19 protein-coding genes are annotated in these 22,608 nt (G+C 68.6%); 6 read left to right on the top strand and 13 right to left on the bottom strand.

Annotated elements, in window-relative coordinates; genetic code table 11:
* Nucleotides 1–46 precede the first annotated feature (46 nt).
* Nucleotides 47–1,714, bottom strand: a complete 1,668-nt coding sequence (locus ACN8ZM_RS15830; protein WP_420210277.1) for a Na+/H+ antiporter — start codon at nt 1,712–1,714, stop codon at nt 47–49.
* Between the two features lie 296 nt (nt 1,715–2,010).
* Here ACN8ZM_RS15830 and ACN8ZM_RS15825 point away from each other — a divergent pair, with 296 nt between their 5' ends.
* The 5 genes from ACN8ZM_RS15825 to ACN8ZM_RS15805 all read left to right on the top strand — a co-directional run bounded on the left by ACN8ZM_RS15825 (nt 2,011) and on the right by ACN8ZM_RS15805 (nt 6,226).
* The gene (locus ACN8ZM_RS15825; protein WP_043187059.1) at nt 2,011–3,297 is read left to right on the top strand and encodes a sensor domain-containing phosphodiesterase; all 1,287 of its coding nucleotides are present in this window, start codon (nt 2,011–2,013) and stop codon (nt 3,295–3,297) included.
* 156 nt (nt 3,298–3,453) lie between these two features.
* Nucleotides 3,454–3,837, top strand: coding sequence for a hypothetical protein (locus tag ACN8ZM_RS15820; RefSeq protein ID WP_089451364.1), 384 nt, complete (start codon nt 3,454–3,456; stop codon nt 3,835–3,837).
* On the top strand, nt 3,834–4,238 hold the full coding sequence (locus ACN8ZM_RS15815) for a hypothetical protein (RefSeq protein WP_420210276.1): 405 nt from the start codon (nt 3,834–3,836) through the stop codon (nt 4,236–4,238). Before ACN8ZM_RS15820 ends, ACN8ZM_RS15815 begins: the two co-directional genes overlap by 4 nt.
* Before the next feature lie 94 nt (nt 4,239–4,332).
* Nucleotides 4,333–5,058, top strand: a complete 726-nt coding sequence (locus ACN8ZM_RS15810; RefSeq protein ID WP_205823212.1) for a copper homeostasis protein CutC — start codon at nt 4,333–4,335, stop codon at nt 5,056–5,058.
* A 79-nt stretch (nt 5,059–5,137) separates the two neighbouring features.
* Nucleotides 5,138–6,226: a suppressor of fused domain protein gene (locus tag ACN8ZM_RS15805; RefSeq protein WP_420210275.1), complete on the top strand. Its 1,089-nt coding sequence runs from the start codon at nt 5,138–5,140 to the stop codon at nt 6,224–6,226.
* 51 nt (nt 6,227–6,277) lie between these two features.
* On the opposite strand, the gene bioB is transcribed toward ACN8ZM_RS15805, so the two are convergent.
* The 9 genes from bioB to aceK all read right to left on the bottom strand — a co-directional run bounded on the left by bioB (nt 6,278) and on the right by aceK (nt 16,417).
* Complete coding sequence (gene bioB, locus ACN8ZM_RS15800) at nt 6,278–7,297, bottom strand: biotin synthase BioB (protein WP_043187080.1); 1,020 nt, start codon at nt 7,295–7,297, stop codon at nt 6,278–6,280.
* A 55-nt stretch (nt 7,298–7,352) separates the two neighbouring features.
* On the bottom strand, nt 7,353–8,072 hold the full coding sequence (gene bioD / locus ACN8ZM_RS15795; protein ID WP_420210274.1) for a dethiobiotin synthase: 720 nt from the start codon (nt 8,070–8,072) through the stop codon (nt 7,353–7,355).
* A complete protein-coding gene (gene bioF / locus ACN8ZM_RS15790; protein ID WP_420210273.1) occupies nt 8,069–9,277 on the bottom strand; it encodes an 8-amino-7-oxononanoate synthase in 1,209 nt (402 codons plus the stop codon). Before bioF ends, bioD begins: the two co-directional genes overlap by 4 nt.
* Nucleotides 9,274–10,620 carry an adenosylmethionine--8-amino-7-oxononanoate transaminase gene (gene bioA / locus ACN8ZM_RS15785; RefSeq protein ID WP_043187085.1) on the bottom strand — a complete coding sequence of 449 codons (1,347 nt, stop codon included), beginning with the start codon at nt 10,618–10,620 and terminating at the stop codon, nt 9,274–9,276. The genes bioF and bioA overlap by 4 nt, the downstream gene beginning before the upstream one ends.
* A 513-nt stretch (nt 10,621–11,133) precedes the next feature.
* Nucleotides 11,134–12,408, bottom strand: coding sequence for a dienelactone hydrolase family protein (locus ACN8ZM_RS15780; RefSeq protein ID WP_420210272.1), 1,275 nt, complete (start codon nt 12,406–12,408; stop codon nt 11,134–11,136).
* Nucleotides 12,409–12,514: 106 nt separating this feature from the next.
* Nucleotides 12,515–12,952, bottom strand: coding sequence for a YchJ family protein (locus ACN8ZM_RS15775; protein WP_043187089.1), 438 nt, complete (start codon nt 12,950–12,952; stop codon nt 12,515–12,517).
* Nucleotides 12,953–12,989: 37 nt separating this feature from the next.
* Nucleotides 12,990–13,667, bottom strand: coding sequence for an SDR family oxidoreductase (locus ACN8ZM_RS15770; protein ID WP_043187090.1), 678 nt, complete (start codon nt 13,665–13,667; stop codon nt 12,990–12,992).
* Nucleotides 13,668–13,776: 109 nt separating this feature from the next.
* Nucleotides 13,777–14,544, bottom strand: coding sequence for a carbonate dehydratase (gene can, locus ACN8ZM_RS15765; protein ID WP_043187092.1), 768 nt, complete (start codon nt 14,542–14,544; stop codon nt 13,777–13,779).
* A gap of 55 nt (nt 14,545–14,599) precedes the next feature.
* Entirely contained in the window at nt 14,600–16,417 is a 1,818-nt protein-coding gene (gene aceK, locus ACN8ZM_RS15760; RefSeq protein ID WP_043187094.1) for a bifunctional isocitrate dehydrogenase kinase/phosphatase, read from the bottom strand.
* Between the two features lie 304 nt (nt 16,418–16,721).
* On the opposite strand from aceK, the gene ACN8ZM_RS15755 reads away from it, so the two are divergent.
* A complete protein-coding gene (locus tag ACN8ZM_RS15755; RefSeq protein ID WP_043187096.1) occupies nt 16,722–17,801 on the top strand; it encodes an MBL fold metallo-hydrolase in 1,080 nt (359 codons plus the stop codon).
* A 16-nt stretch (nt 17,802–17,817) separates the two neighbouring features.
* Here ACN8ZM_RS15755 and ACN8ZM_RS15750 read toward each other — a convergent pair whose 3' ends face one another.
* The 3 genes from ACN8ZM_RS15750 to ACN8ZM_RS15740 all read right to left on the bottom strand — a co-directional run bounded on the left by ACN8ZM_RS15750 (nt 17,818) and on the right by ACN8ZM_RS15740 (nt 22,607).
* On the bottom strand, nt 17,818–19,464 hold the full coding sequence (locus ACN8ZM_RS15750) for an ABC-F family ATP-binding cassette domain-containing protein (RefSeq protein ID WP_420210271.1): 1,647 nt from the start codon (nt 19,462–19,464) through the stop codon (nt 17,818–17,820).
* Between the two features lie 199 nt (nt 19,465–19,663).
* A complete protein-coding gene (locus tag ACN8ZM_RS15745; protein ID WP_043187100.1) occupies nt 19,664–21,259 on the bottom strand; it encodes an ABC transporter substrate-binding protein in 1,596 nt (531 codons plus the stop codon).
* A 574-nt stretch (nt 21,260–21,833) separates the two neighbouring features.
* Nucleotides 21,834–22,607 carry an SDR family oxidoreductase gene (locus ACN8ZM_RS15740; RefSeq protein WP_420210270.1) on the bottom strand — a complete coding sequence of 258 codons (774 nt, stop codon included), beginning with the start codon at nt 22,605–22,607 and terminating at the stop codon, nt 21,834–21,836.
* Nucleotide 22,608 lies beyond the last annotated feature (1 nt).

The raw sequence follows: 22,608 nt of genomic DNA, 5'->3' as shown, positions 1-22,608 counted from the left end.
CGCCGTTTTTTTATGGGGCTGCTGCGCCGAAGCGGCAGCTTGCCCTTTAGAGAATGCCTTTCTTGCGCGTCGACAGCGCGGTCTCCGACAGGTCGATCTCGCGGAGCAGCTTCGTCAGCGTCTCGTCGGAGATCTTGCTTTCGCTGCGCAGCCGGTACAGCGCGGAGCGTTCCGCGCGCACGGCCGCGATCCGCATCTGCAGTTCCATCGTTTCGGCCTGCTTCGCTTCCGCGCGCGGCGTGGGGCCGTCCTCGGCGAGCGTCGCGAGGCGGCGGCGGTACTGGTCCATCACGCGTGCGGAGATGTCGGCACAGCGTGCGGCGCCCGATTCGTCGAGATCGACCGAGATCGCGTCGTGCGACGAGTCGATCGCGCGGATCGCGGCCTGCGCGGCGGCCGCGCGCGCGGCGCGTTCCTCGTCGCCGAGCGGGCTGCGTGCCGAGCGCACGCCGCGCAGCAGCAGCGGCAGGCCGATCACCGCGACGACGAGCGAGCCGAGGATCACGGCCGACGCGACGAAGATCGCCGTGTCGCGGCCCGGCAGCGGCACGCCGTCGGACAGCGCGACCGGAATCGACAGCACGCCCGCGAGCGTGACCGCACCGCGCACGCCGCCGACCGTCATCACCGCGATCGTGCGCACGCCGGCCATCGTGCCCGCGAGGCCCTGGCGCGCCGCGCGGCGGCTCGCGAACCAGCGCAGCAGCCAGACCCACAGGAAGCGGATCGCATACAGCGCGAGCATCATCGCGCAGACGTTGAAGATCATCCGGCCGACGAGCGCGTCGCTCGTGTGGTGCGCGTCGACGAGCGTGCGGCCGATGATGTGCGGCAGCTGCAGCCCGAGCATGATGAACACCATGCCGTTGAACACGAACTCGATCATCGCCCACGTGCTTTCGGCGCGCACGCGTGACGCGACGGTGCTTTTGCGCGAGAAGCTCGTGTAATTCATCATCATCCCGGCCGACACGGCCGCCAGCACGCCCGACAGGTCGAGGTGCTCGGCGAACAGGTAGGCTGCGAACGGCACGAGCAGCGTCATCACGATACCGGGGGCCGGATCGCCTTCCTGCTCGGCGTTCAGGAAACGCGTCGACAGCGCGCTGAATGCCCACGACACGATCGCACCCGTCGCGAGCCCGCCCGCGGCGACGATCACGAACGTGATCGACGCGTCGCGCAGCGAGAACATGCCGGTCAGCGCGGCCGCGATCGCGAATTTCAGTGCGACGAGGCCCGACGCGTCGTTCATCAGCGCCTCGCCTTCGAGGATATGCATCAGCTGCGGCGGGATCCGGCCCTTGCCTGCGATGCCGGACAGCGCGACCGCGTCGGTCGGCGACAGCACGGCCGCGAGCGCGAACGCGATCGGCAGCGGCAACTCGGGTATCAGCCAGTGCGCGAAGTAGCCCACTGCGAGTACCGTCATGAACACGAGCCCGAATGCGAGCATCAGGATCGCGCGGCGCTGCAGGTACAGCTCGCGCTTCGGAATCCGCCAGCCGTCCGCGAACAGCAGCGGCGGAATGAACAGCAGCATGAAGATTTCGGGATCGAACGTGACGTGCAGGTTCAGCTTCGGCCATGCGAGCATCGCGCCGAACGCGATCTGCATCAGCGGCAACGGCAGTTGGAACGGCAGGATGCGCGTGATGGCGCCGGACAGCGCGACGGTCAGCAGCAGGATCAGGACGGTGAAGACGATTTCCATCGATACGGCGAATACGGGGAATGAAACGATCGTACGGAGTGTAGCGTGATGACGTGACGGATGCGTTCGAGCGGCCGGTGCGCGTGCACGAAAATGGTGCGCGAGACATGCGCCGCGGTGGTGCGGCAGCCCCGTGCATCACCGCGGCACGCGGGTTGCCCGTGCCTTGCACGGAGCTTGCTTGATGTGGGGCAGCCGTCCGGCGCTGACCGGGCAACCGAGGGTCCAACCATGACATTGCACGCGCCGTTCGCTTCGCCGGGCGCCGCGTTCGAAGGCAATACCAGGAGGAAGGCATGACGATCGTGCAACAGGAGCGTCCGGCCGCCGCATCGCCGTACCGGTTCGAGCGGGAGGTGAGTTCCGGCCTCGAACGTCTGGCGACGCAGCACCGCGACCTGACGCTCACGACCGTGTTCCAGCCGATTTTCAGCCTGTCGCACCAGCGTGCGGTGGGCTACGAGGCGCTGCTGCGCGCGCACGATGCGCTCGACCGCGCCGTGTCGCCGCTCGACGTGTTCGGCGAGGCTGCGCGCCAGGGCGAACTGCTGCAGCTCGACCGGCTCGCGCAGGCGCTGCATCTCGAGAACTTCGCGCTGCTCGGCGCCGAGCGCGAGTGGCTGTTCCTCAACGTCCATCCGGGCGTGCTCACCGATCCGTTCCAGGCGGCCGCGCTGCTCGCGAACCTGAAGCGGCTCGGCATGCCGCCGCGCCGCATCGTGCTCGAAGTGCTCGAACAGCGCGCGGAAGACGTCGAGCGGCTTGCCGAGGCCGTGCGCGAATTCCGCACGCACGGCTTCCTGATCGCGCTCGACGATTTCGGCGCGGGCCATTCGAACCTCGAGCGGATCTGGCAACTGAACCCGGACATCGTGAAGCTCGACCGGATCATGCTGTCGCACGCGGCGCACCGTACCGGGCTCACCGCGATCCTGCACGGGCTCGTGACGCTGCTGCACGAAGCCGGCAAGCTGGTGCTGGTGGAGGGCATCGAGACCGAGCACGAGGCGCAGATCGCGCTGTCGTGCGAGGCCGATTTCGTGCAGGGCTATTACTTCGGCCGGCCGGCGCCGGGGCTGCCCGACAGCGCGGCCGCGACGGGCTGCATCGGCGAGCTGACCGAACGCTTTCGGCAGCAGACAGACGCGCGCGAGCGGCGCGATGCGCAGCGGCTCGCGCCGTACCTGCGCGCGTTCGAACGCGCGGCCGAGCGCCTGGCGGCCGGCGAGCCGCTCGACGAGGTGTGCTGGAACTTCCTCGCGCTGGATGCCGCCGCGCGCTGCTTCCTGCTCGACGCGCACGGCCGCCAGTCGGGCCGCAACGTCGTGCTGCGCGCCGACCGCGCGCTCGCCGAGGCGCGCTTCTCGCCGCTCGCGGACGCGCAGGGCGCGAACTGGCTGCGCCGGCCGTATTTCCGCTCGGCGATCGCCGAGCCGGGGCGCGTGCAGGTCACGCGGCCGTACCTGTCGATCAACGAGGCGCAGCCGTGCGTGACGCTGTCGGTGGCCGTGCGCGTCGGCGATACGCAGCGCGTGCTGTGCGGCGATATCGACTGGGGCGACGACGCAGCGGACGCGGGCTAGCCGCGCACGCACCGCAGGCGGCGGGCGGGGCGAGCGGCGCGGGGCGGTCGTTGCGTTCGCCGCGTGCTTCCCCGACAATGGCCCGACCGCGGCCATCGTGACCGCGAGCGCGCCGTCCCGGGGGCCACCATGGCGGCGAATAACAAGGAAAACACAATGAAAAGACCGATTTCGCTGACCATTCTCGCGTGGATCATCATCGTGACCAACGCGATCACGTGCATCTATACGCCCTTCACCATCGGCATGCCGACCACCCAGGCGCTGCTGTCGCACTACCTGCTGCCGGTCTGGGCGACGCTCGGCATCAGCGTGATCCTCGAAGTCGTGAACATCGTGGTCGGCATCGCGATCCTCAAGGGGCGCGAATGGTCGCGCAAGACCTACATCGCGACGTCCGTGTTCAGCTTCGTGTTCTCGTTCGTCAACATGCCGGCGTCGATGTACGCGGTGCTGATTCCGGGCGTCCTGCTGTTCGCGCTGTTCGTCTACCTGATGTTCCGGCGCCCCGCGACCGCGTATTTCCAGGCGAACGCATGAGCGTCGTGCGCAACGCGCTGGCGATCGTGCTGTTCACGATCGCGGGCATGTGCGTAATCACGGCGCAGACGATGGCGTTCCTGAAGCTCGGCCATACGGGGGCGATGCTCGTGTTCGTCACCGTGCTGTGCGCGTTGTCGGCCGTGCTCCTGGCCGTGGGCGCGTTTGCCGGCGCGTTCCGGCCACGCGCGCGCGGTGCGGGCATCGTGCTCCTCATCGCGACCGCGACCACCGCGTTCGGGATGATCGGCTGGGTGACGCTCCTGATGGCACCGGGGATCGTCGACGTGATGCAGCAGCAGGGCGTGGACGTGAACGCGCGGATGTTCCGGTTCGCGCCCGGCGCCGTGGTGACCGGCCTGTCCGCGCTCGTCGGCGTGTGGCTCGCGCGGCGCGGCTGACGGCGCGACTCATGGCGCGGCGGCCGGCACGCTGGCGCCCGTCACGCGGCTCGGCTAGGATGCGCGAATTGTCCTGACGATTCGCGGGCCGCCCATGAACCGAAACGCCGCCTCTTCCGTCCTTCTCGAAGTGATCGCCACGACCGTCGGCGACGCGAAGGCCGCCGCCCGCGCGGGCGCCGACCGCCTCGAACTCGTCACCGCGATCACCGAAGGCGGGCTGACGCCGAGCGTCGGCCTGATCGAAGCCGTCGTGGCCGCCGTGCCGATTCCCGTCAATGTGATCGTGCGCCCGCACAGCCGGTCGTTCGTGTACGACGCCGACGACCTGCGCGTGATCGAACGCGACGTGCGCGCGGCCGTCGCGGCCGGTGCGAACGGCGTCGTGTTCGGCGCGCTCGACGCGCGCGGCGACGTCGATCTCGGCGCGCTAGCCCGTATCGCGGCCGCGGCGGACGGCCGCGCGCTGACCTTTCACCGCGCGTTCGACGTGTCGCGCGACCTCAACGCCGCATTCGACGCGCTGCTGCGCGTGCCGGCCGTCACATCGGTGCTGACGTCCGGCGGCCATCCGTCGGTGCTCGACGCGTCCGCGACGATCACGCGGCTGGTGCGGCAGGCCGCCGGCTCGACCTGTACGGTGCTGGCCGGCTCGGGGCTCACGGTCGACGCGGTCGGCGATTTCGTCCGCGCCACCGGCGTGCGCGCGGTGCACTTCGGTTCGGGCGTGCGGCCGCGCGGCGAGGTGCTGGCACCGGTCGATCAGGCACTCGTCGAGCGCGTGCGCGCGGCGATCGACGGCGCGGCGGCGCACGTGTAACGCTCACGTCGTACGGTGGCCACAGCCGGCGTGCGCGCCGGTAGGGCACACCAGGACGCCATTCGGAACGGAGGAGCACATGACGGACGCATCACACGACACGCAGGACGGCGGCGCCGACGACAGCGCGCCGGGCTGGGACGCGATCGACGGCGCGCTCGCGCGCCTCTATCCGGGCCAGGAACCGAAGCACTACGGCACGCTGATCAAGTGGCGGCTCGGCGGCCCCGATCCACTCGACGGCATCAGCGTGTGGAAGCGCGCGGAACCCGTACCGCACTGGCACTTCGTCACGTACGGGCTCACCGAGCTGTACGCGAAGGAGTCGGATGATCCGGCCGTCAGCGGCTTCGGCTTCGAATTGACGATGCGCGTCGCCTGCGCGCCGGACGACGACGAGCCACCGCGCTGGGTGTTCAGCTTCCTGCAGAATCTCGCGCGCTACGTGTTCGAGAGCGGCAATGCGTTCGGCGACGGCCACTGGATGTCGGCCAACGGCCCGATCGCGCTCGAGTCCGACACGCCACTCTGCTCGATGGGCTTCGCGTTCGATCCCGAACTGCCGGCGATCGACACGCCGCACGGCCACCTGGCGTTCCTGCAGGTGGTCGGGCTGACGCTCGACGAGGAGCGCGCCGCGAAACGTTGGCGCACCCGCTCGCTGCTCGACGTGCTGCTGCCGCACCTGCCGCTATGGGTGACCGATCTCCGCCGCGTGTCGCTGCTCGAGCGTGCGGACGTGCGTGCGCAGGTTGACGAGGGCACCCGGCGCGACGGCTCGTCGAGCGGCTCGCTGTTTACCGATGTGCTCGCGTGGGAGACCCGCAAGCGGCTGTTGCGCGCGCCGCTCGTCGAGATCACGGTGGGTGCGCGGCAGGTCGACGAACTCGTCGCGCTGCTGCCGCTGCGGCTGCCGTTCGACCGGCCGTTGCGGCTGGTCGGCCGCGACACCGCGGTGCGTTTCGAGCGCGGCGACGCGAACACCATCGCCGACGAAGACGGCAGGCTGACGCTGCGGCTCACCGATGCGACGGTGCAGGCGCTGGCGCGCACGTTGCAGCCGCGTGCCGGCGAGTATGCGGTCGACGGGCTCGACGGTGTGCGCTGGCGGGTCGAGAAGACCGTGATCCGCGATGCGCAGGGCAACGCGGTGCAGACGATCGGGTGAAAAAAAGCCGGGGCATGCCCCGGCTTTTTCGTCGTTACGCGGTGCTGCCGCTTACGCGTTCGCCGACATCGCGTCCGCGTCGCTCGCACGGATCCCGAGGCGCTCGAACAGCGCGCGGTCCTTCTGCGACTGCGGGTTGCTCGTCGTCAGCAGCTGGTCGCCGTAGAACATCGAGTTCGCGCCGGCGAGGAAACACATCGCCTGCAGCCCGTCGTCGAGCTGCTCGCGGCCAGCCGACAGGCGCACGACGGCCTTCGGCATCGTGATGCGGGCAACCGCGATCGTGCGCACGAATTCGAACGGGTCGAGCGCTGCGGTGCCTTCGAGCGGCGTGCCTTCGATCGCGACGAGGTTGTTGATCGGCACCGAATCCGGATACGGGTTCAGGTTCGCGAGCTGCGAGATCAGGCCCGCGCGTTCGCGGCGCGATTCGCCCATCCCGATGATGCCGCCGCAGCACACGTTGATGCCCGCGTCACGCACGCGGTCGAGCGTGTCGAGGCGATCCTGGTAGGTGCGTGTCGAGATCACCTGGCCGTAGAACTCCGGCGACGTGTCGAGGTTGTGGTTGTAGTAGTCGAGGCCCGCGTTCGCGAGTTCCTGCGCCTGTTCGTCTTCCAGCATGCCGAGCGTCATGCAGGTCTCGAGGCCGAGTTCCTTCACGCCGCGCACCATCTCGGTCAGCGCCGGCATGTGGCGCTCCTTCGGGTTGCGCCACGCGGCGCCCATGCAGAAGCGGCTTGCGCCGTTCGCCTTCGCGGCGCGCGCGGCGTCGAGTACCGCGTCGACGTCCATCAGCTTTTCGGCCTTCAGGCCCGTGTCGTGGTGCGACGATTGCGAGCAGTAGCCGCAATCTTCCTCGCAACCGCCCGTCTTGATCGACAGCAGCGTCGACAGCTGCACCGCGTTCGCGTCGAAGTGTTCGCGGTGCACCTGCTGCGCGCGGAAGATCAGGTCGTTGAACGGCAGCTCGAACAGCGCGACGACGTCGGCGACGCGCCAGCGCTGCGAGGCCGGAGCGGCCACGGGAATCGCATCGGGTTGCACGGTGGCGGTCTGGGCTTGGGTCATATCGTTTTCCTGTCCTGGACGGGGATGAGGGATCGGGGGATCTGTTTCTGTTGGGTCAATGCTGCGCGGCGCGCAGCGTATCGACGAGCGCGGCGATGTCGAGCATCGCCGCGGCGGATTCGGGGGCGGCCGGGCTCATGTGCGGAATGCGGCCGAGCAGCGGCGCGCCGTGTTCGCGGGCGAGCCAGTCGCGCATCGTCGCGACGTTCTCGTCGGGGAACGACATGGCCGGATCGACGTGGTTCGCGACCCAGCCGGCGAGCGTGAGGCCCCGCGCGGCGATTGCGTCGGCGGTGAGCAGCGCATGGCTGATGCAGCCGAGCCGCACGCCGACCACGAGCACGACCGGCACGCCGAGCGCGACCGCGAGATCGGCCATGTCCTGTGTGTCGTTCATCGGCACGCGAAAGCCGCCGGCGCCTTCGACGACGACGATCTCCGCGCGCGTCAACGCTTCGCGATGGCACGCGACGATCGTGTCGATGTCGAGCGTCACGCCTTCCTGCGCGGCGACGATATGCGGCGCGGCCGGTGCTTTCAACAGGAACGGCGTGCGCAGCTCGGGCGGCAGCACGACGTTCGCGGCCGCGTCGAGCTGGTCGGCGTCTTCGTTGCGCCACACGCCGTCGCGTTCATACGCGCCGGCCGCGACGGGCTTCAGCGCGGCGGCGCGCAGGCCGTGCCGCGCGAAGCCGTGCAGCAGCGCCGCCGATACGAAGGTCTTGCCGATTTCGGTGTCGGTGCCGGTGACGAACAGCGAGAGCGGGGCGGTCATGCTGCAGTCTCCCGCACGGCCTGCGCGTCGCTGGCTTCGATCAGCGCGGCTTCGAGCCGCGCGAGATCGTCGAACGAATGCGCGGCCGACAGCGACACGCGCAGCCGCGACGTGCCGACGGGTACCGTCGGCGGCCGGATCGCGGGCACCCACAGGCCGTGCGCGTCGAGCGCGCGCATCGCCGTGAGGGTCGCGTCGTTGCTGCCGATCACGAGCGGTTGCACGGCCGTGTGCGAATCGACCGGCTGCCATCGCGTCTTGTGCAGCAGCGCGCGCGTGCGCTCGATCAGCGCGGCGAGATGCGCGCGTCGCGCGTCGCCTTCGTCGCCGGCGATCACCTTCAGGCTGGCCGATACCGCGTGCGCGACGGCCGGCGGCGCGGCCGTCGTGAAGATGTAGCTGCGTGCGCGCTGGATCATCCATTCGATCACGGTCTCGTGCGCGATCACGAATGCGCCCGCGACGCCGGCCGCCTTGCCGAGCGTGCCGACGTACACGAGATGCGGCGAACGCAGCGCGGCGGCTGCGAGCGCACCGCGCCCCTGCGGACCGAGCACGCCGAAGCCATGCGCATCGTCGACGACGAGCCACGCGCCGTGGCGTTCGGCCAGCGCGACGAGTTCGGCGAGCGGCGCGAGGTCGCCATCCATGCTGAACACGGTGTCGCTGACGATCAGCTTCGTTTCGGCATCCGATGCGTCGAGCAACGCGGCGAGCGCGGCGGTGTCCGCATGCGGATAGACCTGGACGTTCGCGCGCGACAGCCGCATGCCGTCGATCAGCGACGCATGGTTCAGCGCGTCGGAGAAGATCGTCGCGCCCTTGCCGGTGAGTGCCGTCATCGCGGCGAGGTTCGCCATGTAGCCGGTGCTGAAGTACAGCGCGCGCGGTGCGTCGGAGAAGCCGCCCGAGAAGGCCGCGAGTTCGTCCTCGAGCGTCGCGTGCGCACGCGAATGGCCGCCGAGCAGGTGCGAGCCGCCGCTGCCGGAGCCGTAGCGCTGCGCGCCTTCGGCGAACGCGGCGACGAGCGCCGGATGCGCGGCGAGGCCGAGATAGTCGTTGCTCGCGAAGCCGATGATCTCGCGGCCGTCGACGGTCATGCGCGCATCGCACGCGGTGTCGGCGGTGCGGCGCACGCGGCGCAGCCCTTGGGCGTCGAGATCGGCGAGGCCGCGTTGCAGGGTGTCGAGCAGGCGGTTCGTCATCGTGCAATCTCCGCGAGCGTCGCATCGAGCGTGTCGCGCGTGCTTTGCGCGAGCCATGCGATGTCGTCGTCGCTCATCACGTACGGCGGCATCAGGTACACGGTCGTGCCGATCGGGCGCAGCAGCAGCTCGCGTTCCAGCGCACGTTCGAAGAAGCGACGCGAGAAGCCGCGTGCCGCGTCGCCGTCGAGTGCGACGTCGAACGCGAACAGCGTGCCGCGCTCGCGCAGGTGGCGTACTTGCGGGTGTGCATCGAGCGGCGCGAGCGCCGTGCGCAGCGTCGCCGATTTGCGGGCGTTGCTCGCGAGCACGTCGTCGCGCGCGAACAGGTCGAGCGTCGCGACCGCCGCGCGGCATGCGAGCGGGTTGCCGGTGTACGAATGCGAGTGCAGGAAGCCGCGCGTCGTGTCGTCGTCGTAGAACGCGGCGAACACGTCGTCGCGCGTGAGCACGAGCGACAGCGGCAGGTAGCCGCCGCTGATGCCTTTCGACAGACACAGGAAATCGGGCCAGACACCGGCCTGCTCGCACGCGAAGAAGGTGCCGGTGCGGCCGCAGCCGACCGCGATCTCGTCGGCGATCAGGTGCACGCCGAATTCGTCGCACAGCGCGCGCAGCCCGCGCACGTACGACGGATCGTGCATCGCCATGCCGGCCGCGCACTGCACGAGCGGCTCGACGATCAGCGCGGCGATCCGGTCGCCGCGTTCGACGAACAGGCGTCGCACGTCCGCGAGCGCGCGGCCCGCGACGTCGGCGGCCGTTTCGCCCGCCAGCGCGCCGCGCGCGTCGGGGGAGGCGACGACATGCGCGTGGCGAATCAGCGGGTCGTACGCGTCCTTGAACAGCGCGACGTCGGTCACGCCGAGCGCGCCGATCGTCTCGCCGTGATAGCTGTTCGCGACACAGACGAATTCCTGCTTGTTCGCGCGGCCGCGGTTGCGCCACGCGTGGAAGCTCATCTTCAGCGCGATCTCGACCGCCGACGCACCGTCCGATGCGAAGAACGCATGGCCGAGCGTGCGCGCGGTGAGCGCGTGCAGCCGCTCCGCGAGTTCGATCGCGGGCTCGTGCGTGCAGCCGGCGAGCATCGCGTGCTCGAGCGTGTCGAGCTGGTCTTTCAGCGCCGCGTTGATGTCCGGGTTCGCATGGCCGAACAGGTTGACCCACCACGAGCTGATCGCGTCGAAGTAGCGGCGGCCGTCACGGTCGTACAGCCACAGGCCCGCGCCGCGCGCGACGGGGATGAGCGGCAGGCGCTCGTGGTGCTTCATCTGGGTGCAGGGATGCCAGACCGCGCGCAGGCTGCGCGCGACCCAGTCGTCGGTGGCTGGCGTACTCAAGGCGGCTCCGGGGGATAAAACGGCAGCGCGGCATCGACGGGATGCCGCGCGGCGGGACACGAAACGCGCTGAGATTAGCGTGTTCCGCGACCCGTTGCACTACCGGTTACAAACGCTGCAGAGCCTTGTCGGACGGGAGTTCGGCGCAGATCGGGACGGCTCGGGACGGTACGGTTCAGATGTCCCGAAATGACCGCAGATGACGACGTTCGAGTGAGCCCCCCCAACTGAAAAAATTCGTGCGTCGGGCAGGGCAGCGGGGTGAAAAATCGGGGCGCGAAGGAGGAAAGGGCGGTGCGGGACGATGTGGCCCCCATGCGATCGGAAAGAAAGATTGCATGCAGGTGACGAAGGGCGCCCGGAGCGAGGCGCAGCCAGACGGCGTGTTCACGCCGGCATGCGGTGCGTGCCGCGTGCGCGACGTCGGCCGCGAACGCTACGTGCAGCGCGTCTGCGAAGAAGCGAAAAAAGGGGGAGGAGAAAACGAAAAACGGCGGCGCAGGCCGCCGCTCGTCAACGCGAAGCCAGCGCCGGCGTACCGGTGTCGCTTGCGTTGCTGTCGTCGTTGTCGGCCGTCTGCGTCGCGTTGTTCCACACGACCCGGTCGTTGACCGCATACAGTCGGCACGAACCCGCGCCCTGCTTCGAGCAGTTGTCGAGCGCGAGCGCCATCGGATCGTCGCCGCCTTCGGCCCACGACCATGCGCCTTCCGACGACACCGCGAACGCGCGGCTCGGATGCTGGTTCAGGAAGCGGCGATAGCCTTCACGGCCGGCTTCGTCGACATACGGCACCGCGTTGACCGAGTCGATCGACGCATAGCCGCTCGCCTTCGGCTCGTGCGGGTTTGCGACCGCGTAGCGCACCGAAGTCGGCAGGTTCAGCTGCGCGAGGAACGCGTTGACGGCCGGCCACCACACGGGCACGCCGTCGCGATCGACGATCAGCCGGTGCGCGTCGTCCTTGTAGCGGCCGAAATCGATGAACCGGGCCTGCGTGCCGTGCGACACGTACGCGTCGTGCATCTGCGCGACGAGCTCGGGCGTCCACACCGAGTCGTTGTCGCCGTACAGCCACAGCGACCGTACGGCCGTGTGCGCGCCGTACTGGTCGAACGCGTCGACGAGGTTCTTCTGCCAGCCGTCGCAGAGGTCCTGGCGCAGCCCGCCGGAGAAGTTGATGATGCCGCGCACGCCCGGTGCGGCTTCGGTGCCGTACGCGACCGATACGAGGCCGCCGTGCGACGTGCCGGCGACGACGATGCGCGACGCATCGACATACGACTGGCGCGACATGTAGCGCACCGTCGCGTCGACGTCAGCCGCCTGCGCGAGGCCGTTCTTGCCGACGTTGCAGCCTTCCTGCTGGTACGTGCCGCCCGAACCTGCGAAGCCCTGGCGGTTCGGCGCGATCACCGCATAGCCGCGGCGCACGAATTCGCGCGCGAACGCGAGCGGCCGGCTGCGCGGCTGCTGATGAAGATCGCCGGTGTTCTTGCCGTGGTTGAAGACGACGAGCGGGAACGGGCCGGGGCCGTTCGGCTTGAAGAGCGTTGCCTCGAGCGTGACGTTGCCCGATGCGTCGGCCGGAATGCGGAGGATCTGTTCGTTCAGGTCGGCGGCGACCTGCGGCAGGTTCGAATTGCCGTAGTCGAAGCGTTCGGCGTGGGCGAGCGACCCGCTGGCGCCGGCACCCGACCCCGTATTGGCGCTCGGCAGCGTACCGGCCTGAGCGGCCGACAGCGCACAGGCCGCCATCCATCCCACCAATACCTTGCTGAACGCCATTCGTAAGCCCTGCCATGCAACTTGACCAATTCGAGGTCATCGTAGCCGGACAAAATGGGGTTGTGCAATGCGGGAATTACCCGGCGTCTGACACAGCAACTATTTGTCAACGTTCACTTACTTCGCCGTCGACGTAGCGCCAGAAACCATGCTCGTCGCGCTCGAAACGGCTCGTCTCGTGGAGCCGGTAAGCGCGTCCGCCGACCTTGTAGCGGGCCACGAATTCGACCTCCGCGTGCCGTTCGTCGAGCGGCGCATGACGTTTGACCGCGAGGCCGAGCCAGCGCGGCGCGTCGGGTGCTTCGGGGTCGGTGTCGAGATCGGGCGGACAGGTGCGCGCGGCCCAGGTCGCGCGCAGGTAGTCGGTCGCGCCGAGCACATACGCGCTGTACCGCGAACGCATCAACTCGAGCGCGGTCGGCGCGGCTTCGCCGCCGTCGATGAAGCGGCCGCAGCAGGCCGCATAGCGGGGCGCCGGGGCTTTGCCGGCGGGAGCGGGGGACGCGCCGCCGCACGGGCACGCGTCAGGTCGGTTCAGAATCATGCGAAACGGGAATTAACGACGCACGGTTGTCGGCTGCCTACCAGCTCAGCTCGATACCGTCGTACTGGAAGAAACGGCCGTTTGCCTGCGACACGTCCGCGCCGGATTCGGCGATCACGCGGCGCATGCCGGTCACGCTGGCTTCCGGATCGATCGCGGCCTGCGCGCCGCCCATGTCGGTGCGCACCCAGCCGGGATGGAGCGAGATGCACGCGGCGTGGCGCGTCTGCAGCGACGCGATGCGCAGCGCGTCGTTCAGCGCGGCCTTGCTCGCGCGGTACAGCCAGCCGGTCGTGCCGGTCGCCTCGGCGATGCTGCCCATCCGGCTCGACACGACGGCCAGCACGCCGCGTGCGTCCTCGACGAGCGGCAGCACGATCGGCAGCAACTGCATCGGCCCGCGCACGTTCGTATGCATCACCGCGTCGAAATCCTCGGCGGTGATCGTCTCGACGCCCTCGGTGCGCGGCCCGTAGACACCCGACACCAGCACGGCCGCATCGAGCCGCTCGCCGTCGAGCTTCCAGCCGAGCGCCGCGATCTGCTCGGGCTGCGTGATGTCGAGCGCATGCGCGTGCGCGCCGAGCGCGCGCAGCGCGTCGAGCGATGCGTCGTCGCGCGCGGTGGCGATCACGTTCCAGCCGTCGCGCCGATATTGCCGGACGAATTCGCGGCCGAGGCCGCGCGATGCGCCGACGATCAATGCGGTTTTCATGCCCGTCGCTCCTGTGCTTGGCGCCGCCGGGGCGGCCGCGCCGGTATCCGATCCGTTCGATGGGCCGCGCGGCTGCGCCGGCGCGGTTGCCGCCGCGGAGGCCGCGGCGTTACTTCGCGTCCCCGCACGGCTTCAGCGTGTCGGCGACGGCTTGAGCGACGTCGTCGAGCTGCGCGGCGTCCGCGGCGACCATGTCGTTGTAGGGCGCATGTTCGCCGCGTGCGGTGAGCGCGGCCACGCAGCGCTTGTAGGTCTCGTGGAGCGCGTCGAAGTTCGACACGGCCATCCCGAGGTTGCGCATCCGGCCGTCGTGTACGCCGTACACGAGCCCGTGCACGGTGAGCGCCTGGCCGCGCGCCCACGCGTCGTTGACGATCGTCGTGCGGCACACGTTGACGACCTGCTCGATCGCGTTCAGCTCGATCAGGCGGCGGTAGCGTGCTTCGCCCACCGGCCATTCGTCGAGCAGCGCGGCGTGGCGTTCGCGCACGTCCTGCACGTGATGCAGCCAGTTGTCGGCGAGGCCGACGCGCCGGTTGTGCAGCGCCGCGTTCACGCCCGAGCAGCCGTAGTGGCCGACGACCATGATGTGCTTCACGCGCAGGATGTCGACCGCGAACTGGATCACCGACAGACAGTTCAGGTCGCTGTGCACGACGACGTTCGCGATATTGCGGTGGACGAACACTTCGCCCGGCGGCAGGCCGATGATCTGGTTCGCGGGCACGCGCGAATCCGAGCAGCCGATCCACAGATATTCCGGCGCCTGCTGGTCGGCGAGACGCGTGAAGAACTCCGGATCGTCCGCGAGCTTGCGTTTGACCCAGGCGTCGTTGTTGTCGAACAGGTGTGAAAGCGGATTGTCTTGGGTGTTCATCGGTGTGGATTCCGTTGGCGGAAATCGGGTCGCGATCGGTTCGGTGTAGTCGACGTCAGGCGGCGCGCTGCGCGTCGCCTGCGCCGTCGTTCTGGTCCGCTGCGCCGAAGCGCGCGGGGTAGCGCATGCAAAAGCGCAGCGCGGTGTCGTACGGATAAAAGTCGGGCAATTCGCCCTGGATCAGCTTGTCCTTGCTGGCCTGCCACAGCGCGGGATCGAAAAAGTCCGCGTGATGCTTCATGAAGACGTCGCGCACGCGCGGGTCGCCGAGCAGGAACGGCCCGTAGGTCTCCGGAAAGATGTCGTGCGGGCCGACGGTATACCACGGTTCGCCGGACAGCTCGTCTTCCTCGTTGCGCGGCGCCGGCACGCGGCGCACGTTGCAGTCGGTCAGGTATTCGATCTCGTCGTAGTCGTAGAACACGACGCGGCCGTGGCGCGTGACGCCGAAGTTCTTGTACAGCATGTCGCCGGGGAAGATGTTCGCCTTCATCAGCTCCTTCACCGCGTTGCCGTACTCCTTCACGCCATGCTCGATGTCGGTATCGGTGCCGTTCTGCAGGTACAGGTTGAGCGGTGTCATCCGGCGCTCGATGTACAGGTGCTCGATCACGAGATTGCCGTCCTCGTATTCGAGCAGCGACGGCACTTCCTTTTCCAGCTCGCGCACGAGCGCGTGGTCGAGCCGCGCGAGCGGCAGCGCGACGCTCGAATACTCGAGCGTGTCGGCCATCCGCCCGAGGCGGTCGTGGCGCTTCACGAGCTGGTACTTCTCCATGATCTGCGCGCGCGTCGTTTCCTTCGGCGGCGGGAAGTGATCCTTGATGATCTTGAACACGTACGGGAACGACGGCAGCGTGAACACGAGCATCACGAGGCCCTTGATCCCGGGCGCGATGATGAAGCGGTCGCTCGAATGCGACAGATGGTGCAGCAGGTCGCGGTAGAACAGGTTCTTGCCCTGCTTCTGCAGGCCGACCGACGTGTAGATCTCCGCCTTCGGCTTGCCGGGCATGATCGTGCACAGGAAGTCGACGTACGCGGACGGCACGCCCATGTCGACCAGGAAATACGAGTGCGAGAAGCCGAAGATGATCATCAGCTGGTCGCGGCGCAGCAGCACGGTGTCGAGCGAGAGCACGCCCGGGCGCACGTGGCGGATCGGCACCGCGAACGGCAGCACGCGGTCGGCGTTGATGATGCGGCCGACGATGTACGCGCTCTTGTTGCGGAAGAACAGCGACGACAGCACGTGGATCTGGAAATTCGGCGCTTCGTCGAAGTGGCCGAATTCGTCGTGGATCGCCTGCATCACGCATGCGATGTCGCGCGGGAGATCGTCGAACGGCGGCTCGAGCTGGAAGTTCGTGACGATGCGCTCGAGCGTGGCCGCGAGCCCGTCGGTGCCCGGATAGTACGCGCGGTAGGTCGGTTTCGCGGCCGGCTCGTCGTTCTCGAGATACTCGGTCGAGATCGCCGGGCGCACGAAGATGAAATCGTTGCTGAAGTACGAGCGGTGCAGGATCTTGCAGCACACCGAATTGAAGAAGGTCTCCGCGCACTCGGGCTGGCGGTGCGACGTGAGCAGGCCGATGTAGTGCAGCTTGATCTGCTGCCACACTTCGTCGTCGATGTTCTCCGCGTCGTATTCGTCTTCCAGCACCTCGACGCATTCCTTCACGCGATCGTCGTACGACGTGATCCGCTCGCGTGCGAGCCGCTGCAGCCCGTGCCAGTCGCCGTGCTCGTACAGCGTCTTCGCTTCGTCGGCCGCCTCGCGGAAGATCCGGTAGTGACGGTCGAAGTTTTCGAGCATCGTCTGCGCGACGTCGAAACCGATCTGCGAAGACAGCAGTTTGGGGAAGTGATTCATCGCGTGCAGGCTCGTTCGGGAGGGGCTGTAAGCACTCGCCATTTTAGCGCCCAAGCGGGCGCTTCAAGGGCTTTGCGGCGATCCGCAGCCGGCGGGCAGGCGGCGGGTTATCCACCGTTGGATGCCGTTCGGTGCATCTTCGCGTAAAGATACGGGTACGGAACCGATTCTGGCACGAACTTTTTTTGACGGGCCGGGCGCCGCCGGGCACGCGTTTCGCGCGACGGCGATAGAATCGACGCACCGCCCGCCACGGCCTGCCGCCGGCGCGCATCCGCACCGATAACGACGAGACGCCCCACCGATGAACGCACTGGAACACCAACTCGACTATCCCTTCGCCGACACGCTGCCCGCCGCGGGCGACACGTTCGAGGTCGCGCCCGGCGTGCGCTGGCTGCGCATGCCGCTGCCGTTCTCGCTCGATCACATCAACCTCTGGTTGCTGCGCGACGAGATCGACGGGCAGGCCGGCTGGACGATCGTCGACAGCGGGATCGCGTCGGATGCGATCCGCACGCACTGGGAGCAGATCTTCGACACGCATCTCGATGGCCTGCCCGTGCTGCGCGTGCTCGTCACGCACTGCCACCCCGATCACTTCGGCCTCGCGAACTGGCTGTGCGAGGGCGGCGACAAGGGCCGCTGGAACGTGCGGCTGTGGATGACGCTCGGCGAGTACATGTTCGGCTGCCTGATGGCGGCCGGCAACGGTTCGAACGCGGGCGGCGCGGCGGCGGCCGATCATTTCGCCCGTCACGGGCTGACCGATCCGGCTGCGCTCGACAAGCTGCGCAACCGCCGCAACTACTACTCGGATCTCGTACCGGCCGTGCCGCCGCGCTACCGGCGCCTGCGTGAAGGCGATGCGGTGACGATCGGCGCGCGCACCTGGCGCGTCGTGACCGGCTTCGGCCATTCGCCTGAACATTGCGCGCTGCACAGCGAAGCGGACGGCGTGCTGATCTCCGGCGACATGGTGCTGCCGCGCATCTCGACGAACGTGTCCGTGTTCGACCTCGAGCCGGAAGCGAACCCGCTCGCGCTGTACCTGCAGTCGCTCGGCCGCTACGAGACGATGGCGCCCGATACGCTGGTGCTGCCGTCGCACGGCAAGCCGTTCCGCGGCGTGCGCACGCGCATCACGCAACTGCGCGAGCACCACGACGCGCGCCTGGCCGAAGTGCGCGTCGCGTGCGCGGAAAAGCCGATGAGCGCGGCCGACATCGTGCCGATCATGTTCCGCCGCCGCGAACTCGACATCCACCAGATGACGTTCGCGCTCGGCGAGGCGCTCGCGCACCTGAACCTGCTGTGGCTCGCGGGCGAGCTCGTGCGCGAGCAGGGCGACGATGGCGTGCTGCGGTTCCGCACCGCCGGCTGATACCGCGTCGTTCTCCTCATGCGACGGGTTCGTAGCGCCACCCGTCGCGATGCCATTGCATCGTGTGCGTCGGGTCGAGCGCCGCGAGAAACGCGGTGTCGTGCGACGCGACCACGATCGCCCCGGGGAAGCCGGCCAGTGCGGCTTCGATCGCACGCACCGATTCGAGATCCAGATGGTTGGTCGGCTCGTCGAGCAGCAGCAGTTGCGCGGGCGTGCCGCGCCATAACGCGCACGCGAGCGCGGCCTTCAGCCGCTCGCCGCCGCTCAGTTGCCGCGCCGGCTGCGTGGCGCGTGCCGCGTCGAGCTGCAGCAGCGCGAGCCGGCTGCGCAGGTCGCCTTCGGCGAGCGGCGTATCGAGCAGCCCCAGTTGCTCGACGATCGAACGCTCGGGATCGAGCAGCGCGAGCCGCTGGTCGAGATACGCGGCGCTCACGTGTGTCGTGCATGCGCCTGAACGCGGCGCAAGCTCGCCCGCGAGCATTCGCAGCAACGTCGATTTGCCGCAGCCGTTCGGGCCGGTCAATGCGACGCGTACCGGGCCGCTGGCCGACCACGTGATCGCGTCGCCATCGTTGGCGATGCGCCACGGCAGTTGCGCACCTTCGAGCGTGAACAGCTGGCGGCGTGCGCTGACCTCGGTGCCCGGCAGCGACACGAGCACGGGCGCATCGGCTTCGACGCGCGCGGCCGCTTCCTGCACGCGTTCGTCGAGCGTCGCCTTGAATTCATTCTGGTGGCGCCGCACCGTGCCCATGATGCTGCGTGCCGCACCCTTGCGGCTCTGTTTTGCCATCGATGACAGGTTGGCTGTCTTCGCGTCGCGCAGCGACGCAGCCGCGTGACGCTGGATCGTGTCGTGTTCCTGTTCGAGCCTGCGCCTGACGCGCCCGCGTTCGGCACGCGCGTTGTCGAGCGCAGACTGCGCGGCATCCTGTTCCGCGTCGCGCTGCGCGCGGTAGAGCGCGTAGTTGCCGCCGAACGAGCGCACGCCTTGCGGCGTCAGCTCGACGATGCGCTGCACGTCGGCGAGCAGCGCACGATCATGGCTCACGATGACGAGGCCGCCGCGCCAGCCGTCGAGCGCCGCGCGCAGCCACGCGCGGCCCGGTGTGTCGAGATGGTTGGTCGGTTCGTCGAGCACGAGCAGGCCCGCGCCGGACAGCAGCGCGCCGATCAGCGCGACGCGCGCAAGCTGCCCGCCGCTCAGTGCGTGCGCGGGCGTATCGGGTTGTACGTCGTGCAGGCCGGCCGCGTCGAGCGCGGTGCGCAGCCGCTCCGCGAGATCCCAGCGATCGCCGATCAGGTCGAAGTCGTGCGGTTCCGCGCGGCCGTCGGCGAGACGCGCGAGTGCGCCGAGCGGCGCGTCGAGCGCGGCGATCTGCGCGACGGTTCGCGGGCCGGCCGACGCAGTGTCGTCGTCATGCTGCTGCGCGACGTAGACGACTGGCGTGTGCCGGTCGATCGTTCCCGAACTCGGTGCGCAGCGCCCCGCGATCAGTTGCGCGAGCTGGCTCTTGCCGATGCCGTTGCGGCCGACGATGCCGGTCGGCGTGCGGTCGATGGAGAGGTCGAGCGAATCGAACAGCGTGACGCCGTCGTCGAAGCGGAAGGAAACGTGATGAAGCGCGACGAGCGCGCCGGTGGGCGTGGCAGCAGCCATAAGCACCTCCAAAAATGCGTGAAGACCTTCGCGCGCGGCGTGCGTGGCACGGCGGCGAAAACATTTTGGGAAGGCTTAGTTGTTCACTTTGGCTGGCGTCCGGTATGAGGAATGAGCGCGCAGTGTAGCGCGCGTGGCGCGCGGGCCGCAAGCGACGGCCCGACGCACCGTCGCTTGCGCGCCACGCGCGAGGGTCGCGTTACTGCACGGCGACGGTCGTGAAGTTCTGCCGCCCGAACGGGCTCACGTGATAGCCGCTCACGTTCGTGCGCGTGAGCGCGGCCGCGGTCGGATAGCCGAGCGGAATCCACAGCGCCTGGTCGTGGATGATCTTCTGCGCCGCTTCGTACAGCTTCGCGCGCTTGGCCTGGTCGGCGGTCGACTTGCCGTCGGCGATCAGCTTGTCGAGCTGCGCGTCGCAGAAGCGCGCAAAGTTGATGCCCGATTTCACCGCGTTGCAGCTGAACAGCGGCGACAGGTAGTTGTCCGGATCGCCGTTGTCGCCGGCCCAGCCCATGAACAGCATGTCATGCTGGCCGAGCTTCGCCTGCTTGATCAGCTCGCCCCATTCGATCACCTTGACCTCGGCCTTCACGCCGATCTTCGCGAGGTCGGCCTGCAGCAGCTCCGCACCGACCTTCGGATTCGGGTTCAGCACGCTGCCGGTCGGGCGCGTCCAGATCGTCGTCGAGAAGCCGTTCGGGAAGCCGGCCTGCGCGAGCAGCTGCTTCGCCTTCGCGGGATCGTACGCGTACGGCGCGACGTCCTTCGCGTAGCTCCACGTGTTCGGCGGATACGGGTTGTTCGCGGCCGTCGCGGTGTTGTCGAACACGACCTTCAGGTAGGTCGCGCGGTCGAACGCGAGGTTCAGCGCTTCGCGCACCTTGTCGCTGTCGAGCGGCTTCTTCTGCGTGTTCAGCGCGACGAACGCGGTCATGAACGCGGGCGTCTGCACGACCTTCAGCGCGCTTTCGCCCTTCGCCGCGAGCACGTCCTGCGGCTTCGGCGACAGCGCGATCTGGCATTCGCCGGCCTTCACCTTCTGCAGGCGCACCGACGGGTCGGGCGTGATCGCATAGATCAGCCGGTCGACCTTCGGCTTCGTGCCCCAGTAGGTTGGGTTCACGTCGTAGCGGATCAGCGCGTCCTTCGTGTAGCTCTTCAGCACGAACGGGCCCGTGCCGACCGGCTTCGCATTCAGGTCGGCCTGCTTGCCGGCCTTCAGCAGCTGGTCCGCGTATTCGGCCGAGTAGATCGACGCGAAGCCCATCGTCAGGATCGGCACGAAGGTCGCGTTCGGCTCGTTCAGCACGAACTTCACGGTGCTGTCGTCGACCTTCGTGACCGACTTCACGAGCTTCACGAGGCCCATCGACTGCGCGTGCGGGAAACCGCTCGCGCCGGCCACCTTGTGCCACGGGTTCGCATCGTCGAGCATCCGGCTGAACGTGAACACGACGTCGTCCGCGTTGAGCGTGCGGGTCGGCTTGAAGTACTCGGTGGTCTGGAACGCGACGTTCGGGCGCAGGTGGAACGTGTACGTGAGGCCGTCGGCGCTCGCGTCCCATTTGTCGGCGAGCGCGGGCGCGACTTTCTTCGCGGCTTCGTCGTACGACACGAGCGTGTTGAAGATCACGTCGGCCGATGCGTTGGTCGTGACGAGCGAGTTGTACTGCACGACGTCGAAGCCGTCCGGGCTCGATTCCGTGCAGACGGTGAGCGGCTTGGCGGCGACGAGGCCGGGGACGGCGAGGGCGGCGGCGAGCGCGGCCGTGGCGAACAGCTTGACCTGCATAGGATCTCCCACGTGGCTTGTGTTTTTTGCTGGGTGACGGGATGCGGGCGCGGCCCGGAAGCGGACAGGGCCGGCGCGGCTGGCGAATAGCATACCGTCAAAGCGCGCGACGCGTGAAAAAAGGCGCCTGAACGCGGCGAATTGACCGAAAAACGGCTGCGTTCGCGACGGAACGGGTGTTGGGGCGGCGGGCGGGGAGGAGGCTGCGGACGGCGGAGAGCTGGCGCTGGGCAAGCAGGGCGGCGGCGCGTCGGGGCCGGCGCGGGAGCGGTGCGGGTGTGTCGCGAATCGAAGCGTCGAAGCGGCCAGGCGTCGGTGCGGTGACGCGGTGAAGCGAAGAGACGGAGAGACGAAGAGACGGAGAGACGGAGAGACGGAGAGACGGAGAGACGGAGAGACGGAGAGACGGAGAGACGGAGAGACGGAGAGACGGAGAGACGGAGAGACGGAGAGACGGAGAGACGGAGAGACGGAGAGACGGAGAGACGGAGAGACGGAGAGACGGAGAGGCGGAGAGGCGGAGAGGCGGAGAGGCGGCCCGCGAAGCTTCGCGGGCCGGCGGCTCGCTGGCGTGTCAGTGCGCGCCGGCCTTCGGCTTGCGCGGCGCCTTTTCGAACAGGCGGTCGTACAGCCAGCGCGGCAGCACGTGCAGCACCTTCGCGACGACACCCATCTGCCACGGAATCACGCGGAACGCGCGCTGTCGCGCGATCGCCTGGGCCGCACGCGCGGCGAAGCGGTCGGCGTCCATCAGGAACGGCATCCGGTACGGGTTGTGCGCGGTCATCGGCGTGCGGATGTAGCCGGGCGCGATCGTCACGACGCCGACGCCGGCCGGCCGCAGCTCGACGCGCAGCGCTTCGAGATACTTGATCGCGGCCGATTTCGACGCGCTGTACGCGCCGGAGCCGGGCAGGCCGCGCACGCCGGCGACGCTCGCGACACCGACCAGCGTGCCGTGGCGCGTAGCCGTCATCGGGCCGACGAACGGCTCGAACGTCGCGACCATCCCGTAGTAGTTGATGTCCATCACGTCGCGGAACGTCGCGAGATCGCCCTGGCCCGTGACGGCGCCCTGGCTGATGCCCGCGTTCGCGATCACGACGTCGGGGCAGCCGTGCGTCGCGATGAACGACGCGGCGGCCGTCGCGAGCGCGTCGGCATCGCGCACGTCGGCGGAATAGACGGAGATGGACAGCTTCGGGAAGCGCTGCGCAAACGCATCGAGCGCATCGGTGCGTCGCGCGACGAGTGCGAGCGTGGCGCCCTGGCGGGCGTATTCCTCGGCCATCGCGAGGCCGAGGCCGCTCGATGCGCCGGTGATGAAGACCTTCAGCGGAGTAGTCATG

The sequence above is a fragment of the Burkholderia aenigmatica genome (genome assembly GCF_048627025.1).
GTDB classification, from domain to species: Bacteria; Pseudomonadota; Gammaproteobacteria; order Burkholderiales; family Burkholderiaceae; genus Burkholderia; species Burkholderia aenigmatica.
The sequence above is the reverse complement of the archived record's forward strand: the minus strand, read 5'-3'. Positions and strand labels throughout refer to the sequence as shown.

What these genes read in the sequence shown, in the direction of transcription:
- ACN8ZM_RS15830 (WP_420210277.1), bottom strand. Translation starts at nt 1,714, where the DNA reads ATGGAAATCGTCTTCACCGTCCTGATCCTGCTGCTGACCGTCGCGCTG.
- ACN8ZM_RS15825 (WP_043187059.1), top strand. Translation starts at nt 2,011, where the DNA reads ATGACGATCGTGCAACAGGAGCGTCCGGCCGCCGCATCGCCGTACCGG.
- ACN8ZM_RS15820 (WP_089451364.1), top strand. Translation starts at nt 3,454, where the DNA reads ATGAAAAGACCGATTTCGCTGACCATTCTCGCGTGGATCATCATCGTG.
- ACN8ZM_RS15815 (WP_420210276.1), top strand. Translation starts at nt 3,834, where the DNA reads ATGAGCGTCGTGCGCAACGCGCTGGCGATCGTGCTGTTCACGATCGCG.
- ACN8ZM_RS15810 (WP_205823212.1), top strand. Translation starts at nt 4,333, where the DNA reads ATGAACCGAAACGCCGCCTCTTCCGTCCTTCTCGAAGTGATCGCCACG.
- ACN8ZM_RS15805 (WP_420210275.1), top strand. Translation starts at nt 5,138, where the DNA reads ATGACGGACGCATCACACGACACGCAGGACGGCGGCGCCGACGACAGC.
- bioB (WP_043187080.1), bottom strand. Translation starts at nt 7,297, where the DNA reads ATGACCCAAGCCCAGACCGCCACCGTGCAACCCGATGCGATTCCCGTG.
- bioD (WP_420210274.1), bottom strand. Translation starts at nt 8,072, where the DNA reads ATGACCGCCCCGCTCTCGCTGTTCGTCACCGGCACCGACACCGAAATC.
- bioF (WP_420210273.1), bottom strand. Translation starts at nt 9,277, where the DNA reads ATGACGAACCGCCTGCTCGACACCCTGCAACGCGGCCTCGCCGATCTC.
- ACN8ZM_RS15780 (WP_420210272.1), bottom strand. Translation starts at nt 12,408, where the DNA reads ATGGCGTTCAGCAAGGTATTGGTGGGATGGATGGCGGCCTGTGCGCTG.
- ACN8ZM_RS15775 (WP_043187089.1), bottom strand. Translation starts at nt 12,952, where the DNA reads ATGATTCTGAACCGACCTGACGCGTGCCCGTGCGGCGGCGCGTCCCCC.
- ACN8ZM_RS15770 (WP_043187090.1), bottom strand. Translation starts at nt 13,667, where the DNA reads ATGAAAACCGCATTGATCGTCGGCGCATCGCGCGGCCTCGGCCGCGAA.
- can (WP_043187092.1), bottom strand. Translation starts at nt 14,544, where the DNA reads ATGAACACCCAAGACAATCCGCTTTCACACCTGTTCGACAACAACGAC.
- aceK (WP_043187094.1), bottom strand. Translation starts at nt 16,417, where the DNA reads ATGAATCACTTCCCCAAACTGCTGTCTTCGCAGATCGGTTTCGACGTC.
- ACN8ZM_RS15755 (WP_043187096.1), top strand. Translation starts at nt 16,722, where the DNA reads ATGAACGCACTGGAACACCAACTCGACTATCCCTTCGCCGACACGCTG.
- ACN8ZM_RS15750 (WP_420210271.1), bottom strand. Translation starts at nt 19,464, where the DNA reads ATGGCTGCTGCCACGCCCACCGGCGCGCTCGTCGCGCTTCATCACGTT.
- ACN8ZM_RS15745 (WP_043187100.1), bottom strand. Translation starts at nt 21,259, where the DNA reads ATGCAGGTCAAGCTGTTCGCCACGGCCGCGCTCGCCGCCGCCCTCGCC.
- ACN8ZM_RS15740 (WP_420210270.1), bottom strand. Translation starts at nt 22,607, where the DNA reads ATGACTACTCCGCTGAAGGTCTTCATCACCGGCGCATCGAGCGGCCTC.